The organism is Pseudomonas vanderleydeniana, from assembly GCF_014268755.2.
GTDB classification, from domain to species: domain Bacteria; phylum Pseudomonadota; class Gammaproteobacteria; order Pseudomonadales; family Pseudomonadaceae; genus Aquipseudomonas; species Aquipseudomonas vanderleydeniana.
On the sequence record NZ_CP077093.1, the window covers coordinates 2,828,702 to 2,846,837 of the forward strand.

At 65.2% G+C, this 18,136-nt stretch carries 18 protein-coding genes; 9 read left to right on the plus strand and 9 right to left on the minus strand.

Annotation, left to right across the window (positions count from 1 at the left end; all coding sequences use genetic code 11):
* Nucleotides 1-13 precede the first annotated feature (13 nt).
* The 7 genes from HU752_RS12795 to HU752_RS12825 form a co-directional block, all read right to left on the minus strand.
* Nucleotides 14-400 (minus strand): cupin domain-containing protein, encoded by a 387-nt coding sequence (locus tag HU752_RS12795; protein ID WP_186679794.1) that lies wholly within the window; start codon nucleotides 398-400, stop codon nucleotides 14-16.
* Between the two features lie 48 nt (nucleotides 401-448).
* Nucleotides 449-1,297 (minus strand): AraC family transcriptional regulator, encoded by an 849-nt coding sequence (locus HU752_RS12800; protein WP_186679797.1) that lies wholly within the window; start codon nucleotides 1,295-1,297, stop codon nucleotides 449-451.
* A gap of 87 nt (nucleotides 1,298-1,384) precedes the next feature.
* The gene (locus tag HU752_RS12805; protein ID WP_186679800.1) at nucleotides 1,385-2,311 is read right to left on the minus strand and encodes an AEC family transporter; all 927 of its coding nucleotides are present in this window, start codon (nucleotides 2,309-2,311) and stop codon (nucleotides 1,385-1,387) included.
* Nucleotides 2,312-2,478: 167 nt separating this feature from the next.
* Nucleotides 2,479-3,369: a LysR substrate-binding domain-containing protein gene (locus tag HU752_RS12810; protein WP_186679802.1), complete on the minus strand. Its 891-nt coding sequence runs from the start codon at nucleotides 3,367-3,369 to the stop codon at nucleotides 2,479-2,481.
* 127 nt (nucleotides 3,370-3,496) lie between these two features.
* Nucleotides 3,497-4,729 (minus strand): alpha/beta hydrolase, encoded by a 1,233-nt coding sequence (locus HU752_RS12815; protein ID WP_186679804.1) that lies wholly within the window; start codon nucleotides 4,727-4,729, stop codon nucleotides 3,497-3,499.
* 37 nt (nucleotides 4,730-4,766) lie between these two features.
* Nucleotides 4,767-4,925 carry a hypothetical protein gene (locus HU752_RS12820; protein WP_186679806.1) on the minus strand — a complete coding sequence of 53 codons (159 nt, stop codon included), beginning with the start codon at nucleotides 4,923-4,925 and terminating at the stop codon, nucleotides 4,767-4,769.
* Between the two features lie 192 nt (nucleotides 4,926-5,117).
* Nucleotides 5,118-6,017: a LysR family transcriptional regulator gene (locus HU752_RS12825; RefSeq protein WP_186679807.1), complete on the minus strand. Its 900-nt coding sequence runs from the start codon at nucleotides 6,015-6,017 to the stop codon at nucleotides 5,118-5,120.
* A gap of 112 nt (nucleotides 6,018-6,129) precedes the next feature.
* On the opposite strand from HU752_RS12825, the gene HU752_RS12830 reads away from it, so the two are divergent.
* The 6 genes from HU752_RS12830 (at nucleotide 6,130) to HU752_RS12855 (ending at nucleotide 13,723) form a co-directional block, all read left to right on the plus strand.
* Nucleotides 6,130-7,548 (plus strand): coniferyl aldehyde dehydrogenase, encoded by a 1,419-nt coding sequence (locus HU752_RS12830; RefSeq protein WP_186679809.1) that lies wholly within the window; start codon nucleotides 6,130-6,132, stop codon nucleotides 7,546-7,548.
* A 36-nt stretch (nucleotides 7,549-7,584) separates the two neighbouring features.
* On the plus strand, nucleotides 7,585-8,262 hold the full coding sequence (locus HU752_RS12835) for a type 1 glutamine amidotransferase domain-containing protein (protein WP_186679812.1): 678 nt from the start codon (nucleotides 7,585-7,587) through the stop codon (nucleotides 8,260-8,262).
* Nucleotides 8,263-8,448: 186 nt separating this feature from the next.
* Nucleotides 8,449-9,504, plus strand: coding sequence for an NAD(P)-dependent alcohol dehydrogenase (locus tag HU752_RS12840; RefSeq protein WP_186679815.1), 1,056 nt, complete (start codon nucleotides 8,449-8,451; stop codon nucleotides 9,502-9,504).
* 217 nt (nucleotides 9,505-9,721) lie between these two features.
* Nucleotides 9,722-11,773, plus strand: coding sequence for an ATP-binding cassette domain-containing protein (locus HU752_RS12845; RefSeq protein WP_186680272.1), 2,052 nt, complete (start codon nucleotides 9,722-9,724; stop codon nucleotides 11,771-11,773).
* A gap of 7 nt (nucleotides 11,774-11,780) precedes the next feature.
* Entirely contained in the window at nucleotides 11,781-12,827 is a 1,047-nt protein-coding gene (locus tag HU752_RS12850; protein ID WP_186679817.1) for an ABC transporter substrate-binding protein, read from the plus strand.
* A complete protein-coding gene (locus HU752_RS12855) occupies nucleotides 12,824-13,723 on the plus strand; it encodes a homocysteine S-methyltransferase family protein (RefSeq protein WP_186679818.1) in 900 nt (299 codons plus the stop codon). Before HU752_RS12850 ends, HU752_RS12855 begins: the two co-directional genes overlap by 4 nt.
* Here the strand turns inward: HU752_RS12855 and HU752_RS12860 are convergent.
* The gene (locus HU752_RS12860) at nucleotides 13,720-14,673 is read right to left on the minus strand and encodes a LysR substrate-binding domain-containing protein (RefSeq protein ID WP_225920130.1); all 954 of its coding nucleotides are present in this window, start codon (nucleotides 14,671-14,673) and stop codon (nucleotides 13,720-13,722) included. The genes HU752_RS12855 and HU752_RS12860 overlap by 4 nt on opposite strands.
* A gap of 123 nt (nucleotides 14,674-14,796) precedes the next feature.
* Between HU752_RS12860 and HU752_RS12865 the strand changes: the two genes are divergently transcribed.
* From HU752_RS12865 to gabP, 3 genes are all read left to right on the plus strand, one after another.
* The gene (locus HU752_RS12865; protein ID WP_186679819.1) at nucleotides 14,797-15,519 is read left to right on the plus strand and encodes an AzlC family ABC transporter permease; all 723 of its coding nucleotides are present in this window, start codon (nucleotides 14,797-14,799) and stop codon (nucleotides 15,517-15,519) included.
* Nucleotides 15,516-15,851 carry an AzlD domain-containing protein gene (locus tag HU752_RS12870; RefSeq protein WP_186679820.1) on the plus strand — a complete coding sequence of 112 codons (336 nt, stop codon included), beginning with the start codon at nucleotides 15,516-15,518 and terminating at the stop codon, nucleotides 15,849-15,851. Before HU752_RS12865 ends, HU752_RS12870 begins: the two co-directional genes overlap by 4 nt.
* A gap of 352 nt (nucleotides 15,852-16,203) precedes the next feature.
* Nucleotides 16,204-17,610, plus strand: coding sequence for a GABA permease (gabP, locus tag HU752_RS12875; RefSeq protein ID WP_186679828.1), 1,407 nt, complete (start codon nucleotides 16,204-16,206; stop codon nucleotides 17,608-17,610).
* A 41-nt stretch (nucleotides 17,611-17,651) separates the two neighbouring features.
* Here gabP and HU752_RS12880 read toward each other — a convergent pair whose 3' ends face one another.
* Nucleotides 17,652-17,948, minus strand: a complete 297-nt coding sequence (locus HU752_RS12880) for a chorismate mutase (protein WP_186679830.1) — start codon at nucleotides 17,946-17,948, stop codon at nucleotides 17,652-17,654.
* Nucleotides 17,949-18,136 lie beyond the last annotated feature (188 nt).

Sequence of the window (18,136 nt, forward strand, 5' to 3'; positions counted from 1 at the left end):
CGGCAAGGGAGGATCAGATCCAGAGGTCGTTGGTCGCCGTGCGTTCTCCCCCTTCATGGCCGGTATTCAGGATGCCCCGTGGTTCGATCATCATCAGTCGGGCCTCACCGTCGGCGGCTGTCCGGTGTTGCACTCCACGCGGTACCACATACAACTCGCCCGGGCCGACGAAGACGCTGCCCTCGGGCAGGTCGATACGTAGCACGCCCTCGAGGACAATGAAGGCTTCATCGGTTTCCGGGTGGGAGTGCCAGATGAATTCACCCTCGATGCGCACCACCTTGAACTGGTAGTCGTTCATTTCGGCTACGACCCGCGGGCTCCACTGCTGGTCGATCAGCGAGGCCTTGTGGGCCAGGTTCACGGCTTGCCGACTCGGTTCGGGCTGGGAATGAGGCATGACGAATTCTCTCTATGAAGGGGAGTCGTCAGGCTAGCGAAAGGCGGTTCAGCGGCGCTTGTACGATCCTGCAAGTTGGCCGTCCGCCCGCAGGCGCTCCAGCCAGCGAGAGGGCGGCACGCCGTAGCAGCGGGTGAAGTGGCGGGTCATGTGACTCTGGTCATGGAAGCCGGTGGCCAGTGCGGAGTCGACCAGGCTGAAGCCGTCGAGGATCAGTCGCCGGAACTGGTCCAGGCGGCGCAGGGTCACGAAGCGGTAGGGGCTGGTGCCATACAGGACCCGAAAGTCCCGCGACAGGCTCCAGCGTTCGCGGCCGCTGACGTGTTCAAGCATGTCCAGGGTAATTTCCTGGTGCAGGTGCGCCATGATGAATTCCCGGGCCCGCTCGGCCGCCGGGTAGTCCAGGCGCTTGCGCCCGCGGGGTTTGCCGGCGACCGCGCGCAGGGCCATGGCCAGGTCGAACAGGGCGTCCTGTTCCTCCAGGGTGTCGAGCGGGTGATCCATGGCCTGCACGAACGCCTCGCTGGCATGATACAGGCGCGGATCCTGGGAAAGCCCACCGGCGATGTACGGCAGCGGCTCGCCACCCAGCACCTGCTGGATCAGCGCCGGGTCGACATAGGCCATGCGATAGCGAAAGCCGGCCTCGGTGCCGGCCATGCCGTCATGCAGTTCATCCGGGTGCAGGACCAGGGTGTTGCCAGGGATGCCATGGCGCAGCGAGCCCTTGTAGTGGAAGCTCTGCACGCCCGAGAGGGTACGGCCGATGGAGTAGGTGTCGTGGCGGTGCGGGTCGTAGCCATGGCCGCCGAACCAGGCTTCGATCCGTTCCACCCGCCCGGGTGGTGCGTTGCGCACGACCCAGTCGGAAACAGGGGGCGAGGTGTCTGAGTCCATCAGGGCGATATCCGGGGTTGCGAGCGTCAGGCTCAACGATACCCGCGATAGCCGGTCGGCGTCAGCTTCGACCTGCGTCCGACGGCTTCACAACCATTGCGCGCAACTCATTACCACCAGTGGCAGGGTGATCCCCGCGAGCAGCGTCTGGCTGGCGATGATGCCGGCCATCAGCGGCGCATCGCCACCCAACTGGCGAGCCATGATGTACGAGGACGAGGCGGTCGGCAGGGCCTGGAACAGGATGGCGGCGATCGCGGCGTCGCCGCGCAGGCCCAGCAGGTGGCAGAGCAGCAGGGTCGCCAGCGGCATGGCAACGAACTTGGCAACGGACGAAACGCCTACCGGCCGCAGCCAACTGCGCGAGGCGGCCAGGTCCAGCGCGGCACCGACGCAGAGCAGGCCCAGGGGCAGGGAGGCCTGGCCCAGCGCTTTCAGGGTCGGTTCGATACCGGCTGGCAGGCGGGTGCCCGTGGCCTGCATCAGGATGCCCAGCGTGCAGGCCACCACCAGCGGGTTGAGGGCGAGCTGCCGCGCCACGCCCGCCGGGCCCGGTCTGCCGGCACTGCCATAACGGGCGAAGACCAGCACGCAGAGGATGTTCACCGTGGGGACAATGGCCGCATTGGCGACCGCGGCCAGGGCGATGCCGTGGCTGCCGAACAGGCCGGCGGCAGCGGAGACGCCAACATAGTTGTTGAACCGTACGCCGCCCTGGAACAGCGAGGTGAAGGCCGGATCGTCGATCGCCAGGGTGCGCCGTACCAGGACCAGTATCGCCGCCACCGCCAGGGTCGGGAGGACCAGCGCAAGGATCATCTCCCGGACCGGGATGTCATCCAGTTGCGCGCTGGATAAGCCATGGAAGAACAGCGCCGGCAGCAGCACGTAGTAGCCCAGGCGTTCGGCCTGGGGCCAGAAACCGTCGGCGAGAAAGCGCGCATGCCGCAACCATGCCCCCAGGGCAATCAGCAGTGCGATGGGCATCAGCGCGAGGATCAGCGTGGCATTCATCGACCGCCTCCGGATGTCGGATGGGGGGACTGTCCGGTTTCTCCCGGGGTGGGGGTCGATCGGTTGTCGGGAGTCGGCATGGTGCTCTCGGATGGCTAGGAACGGCCCCAAGATAGCCTTCTCGATCAACAATAAAAAACGATATAAAATTGCTGCCAGCTTGATAATTACTCATGGGTCGCCGTGGGGCCGGCGCTGGCCCGCACCGTCCGCACCAGGGCCTGGGCCAGGCGTCCTGCCGGCCGGTCCTCGCGCTCCAGCAGCACCACCGTGCGCATCTGCTGTGGCTCGCCAAAGGGCAGGCAAAGCATCTTGCGCGACGCTGGCAGGTTCTGCCGGGACAGCGGGATGATCGACACGCCAAGGCCGCTGGCAACCATTTGCAGGATGGCGTCCTGGCTGTCCAGTTCCATGCTGGTCTGGACCCGGATGCGCAGCCTGCGCAGTTCCCGCTCGATCGTCCTGCCGGCCCAGGCCCGGCGGTCGAAGCGGATGAAGGGGTGCTCCTGCAGCAGGGTGCGTGGGTCGCGACAGGACAGATCGGCTGGCGCAACGATCCAGAAACCTTCCTGGTACAGAGGGGTGCTGACCAGTCCGAACGGGTAGGGCTTGACCGGCTCGGTGGTGATGGCCGCATCCAGTTCGCCATTGTCGATGCGAATGGCCAGTTCCGCGGACATACCGGACGCCACGTTCACCCGCAGGTGCGGATGTTCCGCGCTGAGGGTCGCCAAGGCCGCCGGCAGGAAGCCGGACAGGGCGGTATGAATCGCGCCGATGCGCAAGGTGCCGCGCAACTGCGAACCGTCGCTCAGGTCGGCGGTGATGCTGTCGTGCAGCGCCAGGATCTCCCGTGCCCGGTCGAGCACCAGGTGGCCGGCCGGCGTCATCACCGCAATCCGTCGGCTGCGGTCGAACAGCGGCGCGCCGAAGGTTTCCTCGAGGCTCTTCACATGCAGGCTGACTGCCGATTGCGTCAGGTGGATGGCCTCGGCGGCTCGGGCGAAGGAACCATACTGGGCAATGGCGACCAGGGTGCGGAACTCGCGTAGTGACATCGAGTGTTGCTCTTGCTCGGGGGACCAGTGGCCATTGTGGCTCAATTGATCCCCGGGCATGTAGCGTCGTGAGCGCCAGGGCGGCTCCGTGGGGGACGCGGCAGTAGAACGGCTGCCGCGTTCACGACTATTGCGCAGTCGGCTCGCAGACCGGTTGGATCGGCTCACCGGCGAACACCTTGCGGGCGAAGGGGATCGAGTCCTTCAGCGAGGCGTTGACCGTGCCACTGTGTTCCAGCCCGGCATAGACATGCGCCTCCACCACGCTGCCGGCGGCACAGCTGTCGCGCGCCAGGCGGCTCTGGCTCTTGGCGGTGGTGCTCGGATCGGTCTCGCCGGCGCCGATGAAGATCGGCTGCTTGAGCTTCAATGTCGGGAAGTCGATCGCCTGGACCCACGGCTTCAGTTTCGCGGCGGCTTCGGCGCTGGGCTGCTTGCGGGTGTTGGCAAGGGTCCGGCCGCTGAACACCGTGTCCGCCTCCAGCGCAGCGAGACAACTGGTGCGGGCCTGTTCCACGAATGGCAGGGCCTCGCGGGTGAAGTAGTCCTTCGGATCGATGCTCGGGTCGTACTGCTGTTGTGCGAGCAGGGTATAGAAACCGTAGGCGAGGGTTTCATCGACCTGGTTCGGATCCTTCGGCGGGCGGGTCTTGTCATCGGTAATCTTGTAGATCACGCCGGTCGCCACGGTCCCCTTCACCCCCAGGGACGGGCTGTAGTCCGGCGCATAGGCTGCCGCCGCGTAGGCACCGGCGCCGCCTTGCGACTGGCCGACGATCAGCACCTTGTTGGCCAGCCCCTGGTTGCCGGCGATCACCGCACGGGCGGCATCGAGAATGCCGTAGGCGGCGACGCGGCTGTTGAGCAGCGGATGCCCGCCGGGCACGCCGAGACCCTGGTAGTCGGTGGCGACCACGGCATAACCCTCGCGCAGCCAGGCATTGAGGTAGTTGACGTCACGGATCGAACGGCCGGCCCAGGAGGGCGCGCAGATATCGGCCACGCCGACCGTGCCATGGCCCCAGGACACCACCGGCCAGCCGCCGGCAGGCGCCTTGCCCCTAGGCAGGAACAGCGCGCCGGACACCACGATCGGCGTCTTGCCGTCGATGCCGTTGGTGGAGCTGTAGAGGATGCGTTGCTGGGCGCCAGCTTCGGCCAGGCTCAGTTGCACCGGCAGTGGCTCAGTGCGTAGCAGCTTGCCTGGTTGGGCCGGGATTTCCTGCTGCCAGGTGTAGAACGGCGAGACACGACCATCGCCCTGTTGCGGGTCCGGGCGTGGTACATGCACGGCGGCCAGGGCCTGCAGCGACAGGGCGAGAAGGCCGGCACCGCAGGCCAGCTTGAACGGCAGTTTCATGGATTGCTTCCTGGTTGGATGAAGGCGTTGGCAGGGCTCAGGGGCCTGGCCAGTAGTCCTTGGGAGCCCACGCGGCATGCCCTGGAGTGACGTGGGCGAACCCGTCCTGGCGTGGCTGTGCCGGCGCCAGGACCACCGCGCCGCCGAACAGGGCGGCCAGGATCAGTAGACGTACTGCGTCAGCGGTTCTCATCATCGCGTTGCTCCGTGGGCGCCGGGTGGGCCGGCAGTCCCCGGGGCTTGAGCAGGATGTGTGCCAGCGCCCGGTCAGGGCTGCAGCCCTTGTGGGGCGTGGCCTGCGGGACCGGCAGGGAGGGGCGGGTGGAGTCGGGTGGTGGTGGGGCAGCATCGCTTGCTGCTGGCCTGCTGCCTGCGCAGCAGCGCCGCTTCAGCTCCTGCCGCGACTTTCCCGTAGCCGCCACAGCAACGCCTGGCGGGCATGGGCTACCCGTGGCTGACGCAGGGCGCTGGGTGTCCACAGCAGATGGTACTCGCGACTGGCGTGCCCGACCGGCGCCGGGATTTCCTGCAGCTCGCCACGCTCGATGTGCTCCCGGCACAGGTAGGCGGGCAGGGTGCTCCAGCCGAAACCGTCGACCAGCAAGGTGCGCAGGGTACGCAGGTCCTGGCCGACCATGGCCGGCATCGGGGCCTGCATCTCGATTTTATTTATGGCTAGCCAGGAGTCGATCAATGGCAGCTCCAGGCTGTAGGCCAGCACCGGCTCGGCTTCCAGCGCGCGCTGGAAGTCCCGGGCCGCGGTCAGGCGCTGAACCACGCTGGGGGCGGCTACCGCGATCACGTCGTCGACATACAACAGCTCATTGCGCAGGCGCGTGTCGTTCGGTGCAGAGGCGGCGATGCCCAGGTCGCAATTGCCTTCCAGCAGCAGGCGGCAGATCAGTTCGTGGTCGCCGCTTTGCATGCGGATGCGAATGCCTTCCTCCAGCAGCGGCTTGAGCTGCCGGGAAACCATTTCGGCGAGAAAGTCGGCGTGCCCGACGATCTGCAGGGCGCCGGCCAGCTCGATCGAGCGGGCCCGTGCCGAGGCCAGCGCGGCCTCGGCCGAATCCAGCTTGTCCCCGATGTCGGCGGCCAGCTCCCGCGCCGCCGAGGTCGGCTCGACGCCCCGCGCCTGGCGTTCGAACAGGCTGCGGCCGATGGCGGCCTCAAGCCCGGAGATGTGTTGCGAGACCGCCGGCTGGGTGAGGTTCAGGGTCCGGGCCGCACCGCTGATGGAGCGTTGGCGATAGACCTCGATGAAGGTCCGCAGGCGAACGAGCGACATGTGCTATCCATAAAATAATTTATAGGTGGCACAAAATACCCTTTCTATTCCTGCTTCTGCCAGCCCTCTAGGATGGCGTCATCGTTCGAATACAGCGGTGAGGAGAACAGCCATGACCGACCAGCCCAACCTCGAGGACCTGCGGGCCATCCTGCGCACCATGAAGCGCGCGCACCTGTGTGCCGGCCCGGCGGATGCCCGGTTGCGCCAGGATCGCCTGCAGCGCAGCGTCCAACTGATTCGTGACAACTACCAGGCGATCATCGACGCGCTGAGCGCCGACTTCGGCAATCGCAGCACCTATCAGTCGATGGTTGCGGACCTTGCCACCACCATCAAGATGCTCGAGCATTCGGCGGCCCATGTGGAGCAGTGGATGCAGGCCGAGCCGGTCGAGAGCCCGGGCCCCGGCATGCAGGCCTGGATCGAGCAGCAGCCGTTGGGTGTGGTCGGCATCATCAGCCCCTGGAACTTCCCGATCAACCTGGCCTTCGGCCCGCTGGCCGGAGTGTTCGCCGCCGGCAATACCGCCATGCTCAAGCCGTCGGAACTGACCCCGCGGACTTCCGAGCTGCTCGGCGAGCTGGTGGCCCGCTACTTCGACCCGAACGAACTGAGCGTGGTGCTGGGCGATGCCCGGGTGGGCCAGGCCTTCAGTACGCTGGCGTTCGATCACCTGGTGTTCACCGGCAGCACCACCGTGGGCAAGCATGTGATGCGCGCCGCCGCGGAGAACCTGGTGCCGGTGACCCTGGAACTGGGCGGCAAGTCGCCCGTGGTGGTCGCCGAGGATGCCGATATTCGCACGGCGGTCGAGCGCACGCTGACCATCAAGCTGTTCAATGCCGGACAGATCTGTCTGTCGCCGGACTATATGCTGGTGCCACGCAAGCACCTCGAACTGTTGGTGATCGCGGCCAAGCAGTTCGTGGCGGACAGTTTCCCGAGCCTGCTGCGCAACCCCGAGTACACCTCGATCATCAGCCAGCGGCATTTCGAACGCCTGGTCGATCTGCTCAAGGACGCCGAGCAGAAGGGCGCGACGCTGATCAGCCTGGCTCCGGGCAGCGAGCTGGCGTTCGATGCGCAATCGCGCAAGATCGCCCCGCATCTGCTGCTGGATGTCACCGAGGACATGGACATCATGCAGGAGGAGATTTTCGGCCCGCTGTTGCCGGTCAGAACCTACACTCATGCCGATGAGCCCATGGCCTACATCAATGCTCACCCGCGACCGCTGGCGGCCTACTACTTCGGTGATGACGCGGCCCAGCGCCGCAGTTTCATGACCGGCACCACCTCGGGCGCCCTGGTGATCAACGACGTCATGACCCATGCGTCGATCGACAGCCTGCCGTTTGGTGGGGTCGGGGCCTCGGGCATGGGCGCCTACCATGGCGTTCACGGTTTCCGTCGTTTCACCCACGCCAAGCCCGTGGTCGTACAGAGCGAGGACGGTGCCTCCAACCTGCGCTTGCGGGCTCCCTACGCGGACAAGCTCCCGGCAATCGAAGCCTTTTTCAACAACTGATCCCAGTGCCGCAAGGCGACAAAGAAGGAATTTGAAATGAAAGTACTGATGGTTCTGACCTCCCACGATCAACTGGGCAACACCGGCGAAAAAACCGGTTTCTGGCTCGAAGAGTTCGCCGCGCCTTACTACGTGTTCAAGGATGCCGGCGCCGAGGTGGTGCTGGCCTCGCCGGCTGGTGGCCAGCCACCGCTGGACCCCAAGAGCGACCTGCCGGACTTCCAGACCGAGCAGACCCACCGCTTCAAGGCCGACCCGGCTGCCCAGCAGGCCCTGGCCAACACCGTGAAGCTGGAGACGGTGCGCGAGCAGGACTTCGACAGCGTGTTCTACCCGGGTGGTCATGGCCCACTCTGGGACCTGGCCGAGTCGAGGCATTCGATCAGCCTGATCGAGGCTTTCGAGCGCGCCGGCAAGCCGATCGGTTTCGTCTGCCATGCGCCGGGCGTGCTGCGTCACGTCAAGGCCGCTGACGGCTCGCCGCTGATCAAGGGCCGCCGGGTGACCGGTTTCACCAATGGCGAGGAGGCCGCGGTGCAACTGACCGATGTGGTGCCGTTCCTCATTGAGGACGAGTTCCAGAAGCTCGGCGGCCTGTATGAGAAAGGCCCGGACTGGGCACCGTTCGTGATCGAGGACGGCAAGCTGGTCACCGGCCAGAACCCGGCCAGCTCCGAAGGCGTGGCCAAGGCCCTGGTCGGCCAGCTGCGCTGAGCCACCGCGCTCCGGCAGGGGCTGCCGGGGCGCCTGTCTATCGAGCTTCATGGCTGATCGAGAGGATCAGGCAAGAATCCGACCGGATCGCTCTACTACCGCGCGGGGTCTCTCTGTAACCATGGATATCCGCTGTTGTCCCGGCAACAGCCCATCCATTCGATTCACAGCCAGGGGAAAACTCCGATGCAAGTGCATGCCTATGGTGCCCACGCGGGCGATAAACCACTCGAATCCCTGCAGATCACCCGTCGTGCGCCCGGTGCCCACGATGTCCAGATCGACATTGCCTTCTGCGGTGTCTGCCATTCCGACCTGCACCAGGTGCGTTCCGAATGGGAAGGCACTCGTTACCCTTGCGTGCCCGGCCATGAGATCGTCGGCCGGGTCAGCGCGGTCGGTGCTCATGTCAGCGGCTTCAAGGCCGGCGACCTGGTCGGCGTCGGCTGCATCGTCGATAGCTGCAAGCATTGCGCCGACTGCGACGAGGGCCTGGAAAACTACTGCGACGGCATGATCGGCACCTACAACTTCCCGACGCCTGACGCACCCGGTTGGACCCAGGGCGGCTACTCGGAAAAGATCGTCGTGCATGAGCGCTACGTCCTGCGCATCGGCCATCCGGAAGGCCAACTGGCTGCGGTCGCACCGCTGCTGTGTGCCGGCATCACCACCTATTCGCCACTGCGGCACTGGAATGCCGGCCCTGGCAAGAAGGTCGGCGTGGTCGGTATCGGTGGCCTGGGCCACATGGGCATCAAGCTGGCCCACGCCATGGGCGCGCACGTGGTGGCGTTCACCACCTCGGCTTCCAAGCGCGAGGCGGCTCTGGCCCTGGGCGCGGACGAAGTGGTGGTGTCCCGTGATGCGCAGGAGATGGCGGCGCATGCCAGGAGCTTCGACCTGATCCTCAACACGGTGGCCGCGCCGCATGACCTCGACGCCTTCCTGGTCCTGCTCAAGCGTGACGGTGCCCTGACACTGGTGGGCGCGCCGGCTTCGCCGCATCCATCGCCCAACGTGTTCAACATGATCATGAAGCGCCGCACCATCGCCGGCTCGATGATCGGTGGCATTCCCGAAACCCAGGAAATGCTGGATTTCTGCGCCGAGCACGGGATCACCGCCGACATCGAACTGATCCGTGCCGACGAGATCAACGATGCCTACGAGCGCATGCTCAAGGGCGATGTGAAGTACCGCTTCGTCATCGACAACGCCACGCTCAATCCACGCAACTGACGGGATACCGTGCAAACGCTGTTCGCCAGCCAACAGTGGCCGGGCAGCGATGCTGGTTTAGCAGCAGGCAGGTCGCCTTGATCAGCTCATAAGGCCTTGTATTCAAAGGCCTTGTGGGTTGGCACGAAGTCTGCCCTGTACCTCTGGAACGTCATGAATTCCAGAGGCACATGTGAGCGTCAGCGACTATCAATCCACTTCCAGAAGCCGGGCGGAGATTGCCGTACTGGCTTCGTCCGTTTCCCCGTCGCCTGCACCGGCCTTCGATATTGCGCTGGAGTTCCGCGAGGTGACCAAGCGCTATGCCAGCAGCGGCCGGCGTGCTTCGACGAATGCCGTGGAGCGCGTCAGCCTGGCGGTGCGGCGGGGCGAGGTGCTGTGCCTGATGGGAACCTCGGGCAGCGGCAAGTCGACGTTGTTGCGTCACGTCAATCGGCTGATCGAGCCCAGCAGCGGCGGGGTGCTGATCGATGGCACGGCCCTGGACAGCCTGTCGACCGAAGCCCTGCGCGAATTGCGCTCACAGCGTATCGGCATGGTGTTCCAGCATTTCGGGCTGTTGCCTCATCGCAGCGTGCGCGACAACGTCGCCTTGCCCCTGGAGTTGCGTGGCGAGGCGCCAGCCTCCCGGCTGGCCGCGGCACAGCGACAACTGCAGGCGGTGGGCCTGACGGAGTGGGGGGAGCACTTTCCCCATGAACTGTCCGGCGGCATGCAGCAGCGGGTCGGACTGGCACGGGCGTTGGTCACCGAGCCCGACATCCTGCTGATGGATGAGCCGTTCAGTGCGCTGGACCCGACCATTCGCCGTGATCTGCAGGGACGCTTCCTGCAGCTGGTGCGCGAGCGCGGCATCACCACCTTGCTGGTCACCCATGATCCGGGCGAGGCCCTGCGCCTGGCCGATCGCATCGCGGTCTTGCGCAATGGCGAACTGATCCAGGTCGGCACACCGCAGGAACTGCTCGAACGGCCGGCGGATGCCGGGGTGGCGGATTTCTTCGATGAACGCCCGCGGGCCGCCGCAGCGCCGCTGGAGCCAGCTCCCCAGGCAGCGGAGCCATCCCGAGCGGTGGCCGAAAAGGTTTCCGGCAACACCGGGCTGCGCTCCTGGTTGCTGGGTCCGGCCGCGTTGGCAGCGGCCGGGCGCAACGGACTGTTCTGGTTGGCGTTGCTGATCGAGCTGGCCTCCCTGGCAGTGCTGGGTAGCAGCTGGCATGCAGGTTCTGGAGCGGGCCTGGCCGTTGCGCTGGCCGTGTGGCTGGGCAACCGCGTTGCCAACGTTCGGTTGAGTCGTCACGTCCTGGGGCGTGAACCGCAAGCCTGGGTATGGCCGCTGGCCCTGTTGTCGGCGAGTCAGGTGCTGACGCTCTGGCGAGCCTTCACCCCCGATGCGGCCGGTGCGTGGCTGCAGTTTCCGGCCGACCGCGACAGCATGCTGTTGATTGCGGGGGCCATCGACCGCTTGATCGGCTGGTCGCAGCTGACCTTCGAAAGCGCTTTCGTTGGGGTGATCGTGGCCGTGCGCACGGTGATCGAGGGCGTGGAGGGCGCATTGAGCTGGATCCCCTGGCCGGTACCGGCACTGGCGCTGGTCTACCTGGCCTGGCGCAGCGCCGGGGTGACACTGGCCCTGACCTGCGCCCTGGCCCTGGGCTACATCGGCCTGTTCGGTTTCTGGGAACACACCGTCTCGACCATCGCCCTGGTCGGCTCTTCCGTGCTGCTGTCGCTGGTGATCGGTATTCCCACCGGCATCCTGCTGGCCAAGCGGCCGCTGGCGCGACGCCTGCTGACACCGTTGCTGGACGTCATGCAGACCCTGCCGACCTTCGTCTACCTGATCCCGGCCGTGGCGTTCTTTTCCGTCGGCAAGACACCGGCGGTCATCGCCACGGTGATCTTCGCCCTGGCGCCGATGATCCGTCTCACGGCGCTCGGTCTCCAGGAGGTGCCCAAGGCGGCGGTGGAGGCGGCCGTGGCCCATGGCGCGACACCCTGGCAGACGCTGACCCGGGTCGAACTGCCCCTGGCCGCCGGTTCGCTGCTGCTGGGCATCAACCAGACCATCGTCATGAGCCTGTCGATGGTGGTGGTGGCGGCGCTGATCGGCGCCGGCGGGCTGGGCTACGACGTCATGACCGCACTGCGCAACATCAAGGGCGGCGAGGGCGTACTCGCCGGCATCGCCATCGTCTTCTGTGCCCTGGTACCGGACCGGATCATCCAGGCCTCCCTTCGCAAACGTCATCGTTTCATTCAGGAGTAATCACGTCATGCCCAAGTTCCTCTCACGCGCCCTGGCGGGTGCCGCTCTACTGGGAGCCCTGTTGCCGTCCACCGCGGCGCTGGCCAAGGACAAGATTGTCATCGGCGAGCAGAACTGGACGGGCGCCATCGCCATCCAGTACATCCTCGGCGACATCATCAGTTCCCGGCTCGACGGTGATGTGTCCTACCTTGCCGGTGACGTACCGGTGCTGTTCGCGGCAGCGGCCAAGGGCGACGGCTCGGTTGACGTGCTCACCGATATCTGGCTGCCAAACCAGTCGGCGGCGTGGGCCAAGTACGTCACCGGCGGCACGCATTCGCTGGTCCCCAATAAACAGCCTTACATCGGTGTGCAGGGCTTCTATATCCCTGGCTACATCCAGGACAAGTACGGGGTGAAGTCGGTCTATGACCTGCAGAAACCCGAGGTGGCCAAGCTGTTCGCGCCGCTGGGCGGTGGCCAGGCGCAACTGCTGGTGGGACCGGCCGGCTGGGAGTCGACCTACATCGGCGAGATCAAGGCCAAGGATTTCGGCTTTGCCAAGAACTTCGAATCGGTCTCCACCGAGGCCTCGGTGACCTATGCGCGCCTGGACGCGGCCTACAAGGCTGGGCGAGGCGTGGTGTTCTATGCCTACACCCCCGACTGGATCTTCTCGGCCTATGACCTGCGGCGCCTGGATGAACCGCCGTTCGATGGCTACGCCCAGGACAACAAGAAGGGCGACCCACTGTACAAGGCTGACGGTTGCTGGAAATTCATCAGCCCGACGGTCGATACCGACTGGCTGAACAAGAGCCGGATCACTTGCGCCTATCCGGACGCCAAGGTGCACATTCTCGCATCCGCCAGCCTGCGCCAGCGTGCGCCACGTATCGCCGCGTTCCTCGAAAACGTGAGTATCGACCCGGCTTCGCTGAACGACCTGATCCTGAAGATCGAGCGCGAGAAGCAACCGCCCGAGAAGGCGGCCAAGGCCTGGGTTGCGGCCAATCCGTCGACCGTGAACCAGTGGCTGCAAGCTGCCGGCGACAAGGTGGCTGCGCAATGAGCCAAGCGACGTTGACACTGCTCGATGGTGGCATGGGGCGCGAGCTCAAGCGTGTCGGTGCGCCGTTCCGTCAGCCGGAATGGTCGGCATTGGCGCTATTGCAGGGCCCGGACTATGTGACCCAGGTACACCGCGCGTTCATCGATGCCGGCGCACAGGTGATCACGACCAACAGCTACGCGGTGGTGCCGTTTCATATCGGCGAGGCACGTTTCGCCAGCGAAGGGCGCGGGCTGGCGGCGCTGGCCGGTCGGTTGGCCCGCGAGGCGGCGGCAGGAACCGCCGTGCAGGTGGCTGGCTCGTTGCCACCGGCACTGGGCTCCTATCGGCCCGACCTGTTCGATCAGCCGCGCGCGCTGGCCATCCATCGTGAGTTGATCGACGGCCTGGGGCCACATGTCGACCTGTGGCTGGCGGAAACCCAGAGTTCCCTGGCCGAGGCACGGGCGGTACGCGAGGCGTTGGGCGATGACGGCAAACCGTTGTGGTTGTCCTTCACCCTGGTAGACGCCTGCGCACCGAGTGATGCACCGCGCCTGCGCTCAGGGGAGCGTGTGACACAGGCGGTGGATGTGGCGCTGGAACTGGGGGTCAGCGCGTTGTTGTTCAACTGCAGCCAACCCGAGAGCATGGGACCGGCGTTGATCGAGGCGCGACAGGCACTGGGGGCTCGAGCCGCTGAGCTGCGACTGGGGGTGTATGCCAACGCGTTTGCGCCCGTCAGCGAAGAGGCGCAGGCCAACGACACCCTGCTCGATATCCGTGCCGACCTGGGACCGGCTGCGTACCTGCAATGGGCGCAGCGTTGGGTCGAGGAAGGCGCGCTGATCGTGGGGGGCTGCTGCGGTATCGGCCCAGAGCATATCCGCCAGTTGCACCAGCAGTTGCAGGCCTAGGCGAACTGCGCGACCAGCCAGTCCTTCAAGCGCTGGCAGGCCGGGTCCTGGGCTTTCTGTTCGTCGATCACCAGGTACATCACCGACTCGCGCAGGTGCATCTCCTCGGTGATCGGACGCACCAGCCGCCCCTGCTGCACGTAGTGCCTGACCAGGTGATCCCAGCCCAGGGCGACGCCCTGGCCGTCCAGCGCCAGCTGGATCAGCAGGTTGTAGTCGTTGCTGCTGAAATACTGCGGGCTCTGCTCCAGCGGCACTTCCAGGTCTGGGGACTTGCGCGCGAACCAGGCGTCCCAGTCGACCTGTTCCGACAGTTGCGCACGACCGTACGGATGCAGGTCGAGCAGGGCACTGCGGTACAGGCCTTCCAGGCTGCCGGCCTCGGGATGGGCCTGCAGGTAAGCCGGGGCGCAGACGGGATAGACCACCTCATGGAACAGCGGCGTACGCACGTAGCCCGGGCGCAGGTCGAGAACCTTGGTGAGAAAGATATCGGGGCTGACGCCTGGCTCCATGGCCAGCACGTGCTGGGTGGTGATGACGTTCAGGTCGAGGTCCGGGTTGGCCTGGCAGAAGCCCTTGAGCCGGTGCGACAGCCATAGGGCGGCGACCGCTGGCGGGCAGCACAGGGTCAGGGTCTGTTTGTCGCTCTGGTCCCGACGGATGCGTTCGGTGGCCTGGAAGATGTTCAGCAGGGACAACTGCGCGGCATCGAACAGCACCGCGCCCGAAGGGGTCAGCTTGAGTTCGCGGCCGGTGCGGATGAACAGGTCGGTCCCCAGGTAGATCTCCAGGTCGCGGATCTGCCGGCTGATGGCCGCCTGGGTCACGCACAGGGTTTGCGCGGCCCGGGTGAAATTGCGGTGCTTGGCCGCCGCCACGAACGAGCGCATGGCCTTGAACGACGGCATCCGCATCAGCGCCTGGTCGGTCGGGGAGTGGTTCGTCATAACAAAAACTGCCTGTTTTCTCGTAAAAAAAGTCGGTTCTGGCCCGCGATCGGCTGCGCTTACACTTTATCTCACAAAGCGCCGGGCAGCGCCTTCGCCTGCGACGACAAGAAAGGAACCCACATGCCTTACCCATCCGCGACGAATGCCTTCATGCAGGGGGTGCGTGCCTTGCTGCCGTTGATCCCGGGGGTGGTGCCATTCGGGCTGGTGACCGGGGTGATGGCGACGGAGATGGGCATGTCGCCGGGCACGGCAATGGGCATGACGGTGCTGTTCTATTCCGGCTCGGCGCAGATGGTGGTGCTGCAGTTGCTGCACCAGGGAGCACTGCCGGTGGCGATGGTGCTCACGGCGTTGATCATCAACCTGCGTTTCATCATGTACAGCGCCTCACTGGCGCCGCACCTGCATCACTTGCCGCGGCGCTGGAGGTGGCCGTTGGCCTACCTGATTTCCGATCAATCCTTTGCGTTGTGCAGCCTGCGGTTCGCCTCGGGGGAGCTGGGGCGCTTCGGTTACCACTTCTTCGCCGGCACGGCCGTGGCGATGTGGCTGGCCTGGCAGCTGTCGGTGCTGGCTGGCGTCTGCGTGGGTTCGAAGATTCCCGAGTCGTGGTCGCTGGGGTTCGCCATCCCGCTGTCGTTCCTTGCCCTGCTGGTACCGGCCTTGCGTAACCTGGCGAGCCTGGGGGCGGCGGTGGTCGGGGGAGGAATCGCGGTGCTGGCGATCGGGATGCCCTACAACCTGGGACTGGTGACGGCGGCCATCGGTGGGATCGTTGCCGGCCTGTTGATCGAGAGTCTGCACAATCGAGTCGCTGAACCCCAGGAGCAAACTTCATGAACAGTGATCTGGCGCTCTGGGGCGTATTCCTGGCGGTGGGAGTGGGAACCTTTGCCTTGCGCCTGTGTTTCATCGAAATTCACGGCCGCTGGCGTATTCCCTCGCTGCTCAGCCGCTCGTTGCGCTATGTCCCGGCCAGCGTGCTGGCGGCCCTGGTGCTGCCGGCGGTGGTGTATCCGGCTGGGCACGGCGAGTTCGTGCTGAACAACCCGCAGATGCCGGCAGCGATCATCGCCGCCGGTGTGGCCTGGTTCACCCGCAGTACCCTGCTGACCCTGGGCGTGGGGATGGCGGCGTTGTGGGCCTTCAAGTACCTGGTCGCCTCGGTGTAGAACCGCCGGGTCGGTCATGCCTCGTGCATCGTCGATGTTTTTCCGGGCGTTTGCCCATCCGATCTACGCAAATCCCTTCGGCCAAGCCTTCTTTTCATGGTGTTCAGCCAGAAAACCGCTCGTGACCGACCGGTCTATATATGTCGAGATCAGTGCGGTGAGTGACGCGCTCAGGACATTTGCCGACCTGTCAAAGTCCGTAAAGTGGCGTGCCGCCTCGTTGCGATGAGCGCCAAGACGGCTGATTGTTGATGCTCGCAAGCGTGTGAGGTGAGCCGCTTTCGATAAAAAGGCGACAGGGTGAAACGCCAGTTTCTCCGAACCAACGCCGGCCACCAGGGAATAAAAACCAATGCATAGCCCGAACTCCAAGGATTCCAATGGTCAATTGGCGCAGGGCTTCAAGCCGCGCCATGTCACGATGCTGTCTATCGCAGGGATAATCGGCGCAGGTCTATTCGTCGGCTCGGGGCATGCGATTGCCGCAGCCGGTCCCGCCGTCCTGCTGGCCTATCTGTTTTCCGGATTACTCGTCGTGCTGGTCATGCGCATGCTGGGCGAGATGGCCGTCGCCAATCCGGACACCGGTTCCTTTTCCACCTACGCCGACCAGGCCATTGGCCGCTGGGCCGGTTTCACCATCGGTTGGCTCTACTGGTGGTTCTGGGTCCTGGTGATTCCGATCGAGGCCCTGGCCGCCGGTCACGTGCTCAACCAGTGGTTCCCCGGGGTCGATGCCTGGTTGTTCGCCTTGTTGTCGATCGTGCTGCTGGTGGTGACCAACCTGTTCAGCGTGTCCAAGTACGGTGAGTTCGAGTTCTGGTTCGCCATGGCCAAGGTCGTCGCGATCATCGGTTTCATCGGCGTCGGTTTCGCCGTGCTGATGGGCTGGATTCCCGAGCGCGAGGCCAGTGGCCTGAGCCGACTCATGGCGCAGCACGGTGGTTTTGCGCCCAATGGCCTGTCGGCGGTGGTCGGCGCGTTCATCACCATCATGTTCAGTTTCATCGGTACCGAGGCGGTGACCATCGCCGCGGCCGAGTCCAACGATCCGTCGCGCAATATCGCCAAGGCGACCCGTTCGGTGATCTGGCGGATCGGTGTGTTCTACCTGTTGTCGATCTTCGTGGTCATTTCCGTGGTGCCCTGGAACGATCCGCAACTGACCACGGTGGGTTCCTACCAGCGGGCACTGGAACTGATGAACATTCCCCACGCCAAGTTCATGGTGGATGCGGTGGTGTTGATTGCCGTCGCCAGCTGCATGAACTCGTCGATCTACATCGCCTCGCGCATGCTGTTTTCGCTCGGCAAGCGCGGTGATGCGCCCACGCCGTTGAAGCGTACCTCGTCGGCCGGTGTACCGCGCGCAGCGGTGATCGCCAGCAGTGTGCTCGGGGCCGGCGTGACCCTGTTCAGCTATTTCGCCCCCGCCGGCCTGTTCGACTTCCTGCTCGCCAGCTCCGGCGCGATCGCCCTGTTGGTGTACCTGGTGATCGCGATTTCGCAGTTGCGCATGCGTCGGCGGCTGCAGCGGCAGAACATCGAGCTGGTCTTCCACATGTGGTTGTTCCCGTGGCTGACCTACCTGGTGATCGCCTTCATCTGCGCGGCACTGGCCGTGATGATGGCGACGCCCGAGCACCGTACGGAAGTGACCTCGACCATTGTCCTGGCGCTGGCGATTTCCTTCATCGGGCTGGTGACGGCCCGTCAGCACGGGCAGCCGGAAAAGGCGAGCCTGCTTCGCGATGCCTGAGGGACAGGCCGGTTGCCCGGTCGAGCGGGCAACCGATGGCCTCAGCGGGCCGACAGGGCCGCGTGGGCGTGCAGTTCCTGTTCGATGAATGCGGCGATCATGGCCCGGTAGACCTGCTCGACCACCTCGGGTGAGGCACCGACTTCGCCGGCCATTGCGCGCACCTTGGCGATCACCTGCTCGACCCTGGCCGGTGCGCGAACATCATCCGTGGTTTTCTTGAAGGTGGCCGCCTGCGCGACCAGATTGCCACGCCGCGCCAGCAGTGCGACGACGTCGCGGTCGATGTGATCGATGTGCTGGCGGACCTCTTCGATCGAAGTGCAGCGTACGTCCATATGAAAATCTTCCTGGCAAGCGAATGGGGGGTGTTCCAAGCCTGGGGACATTAACCAGCCAGGCCAGACAAGTCCACCCGACGCCTCCGACGGGGCGCGTCCATTCCCACTGTTTCTCTCTCCCCGCAAGGCCGTAGCGATTGCTCCCTGACAGGCATCCGGCGGCTTCCTCTGCGCATCGATGGTGT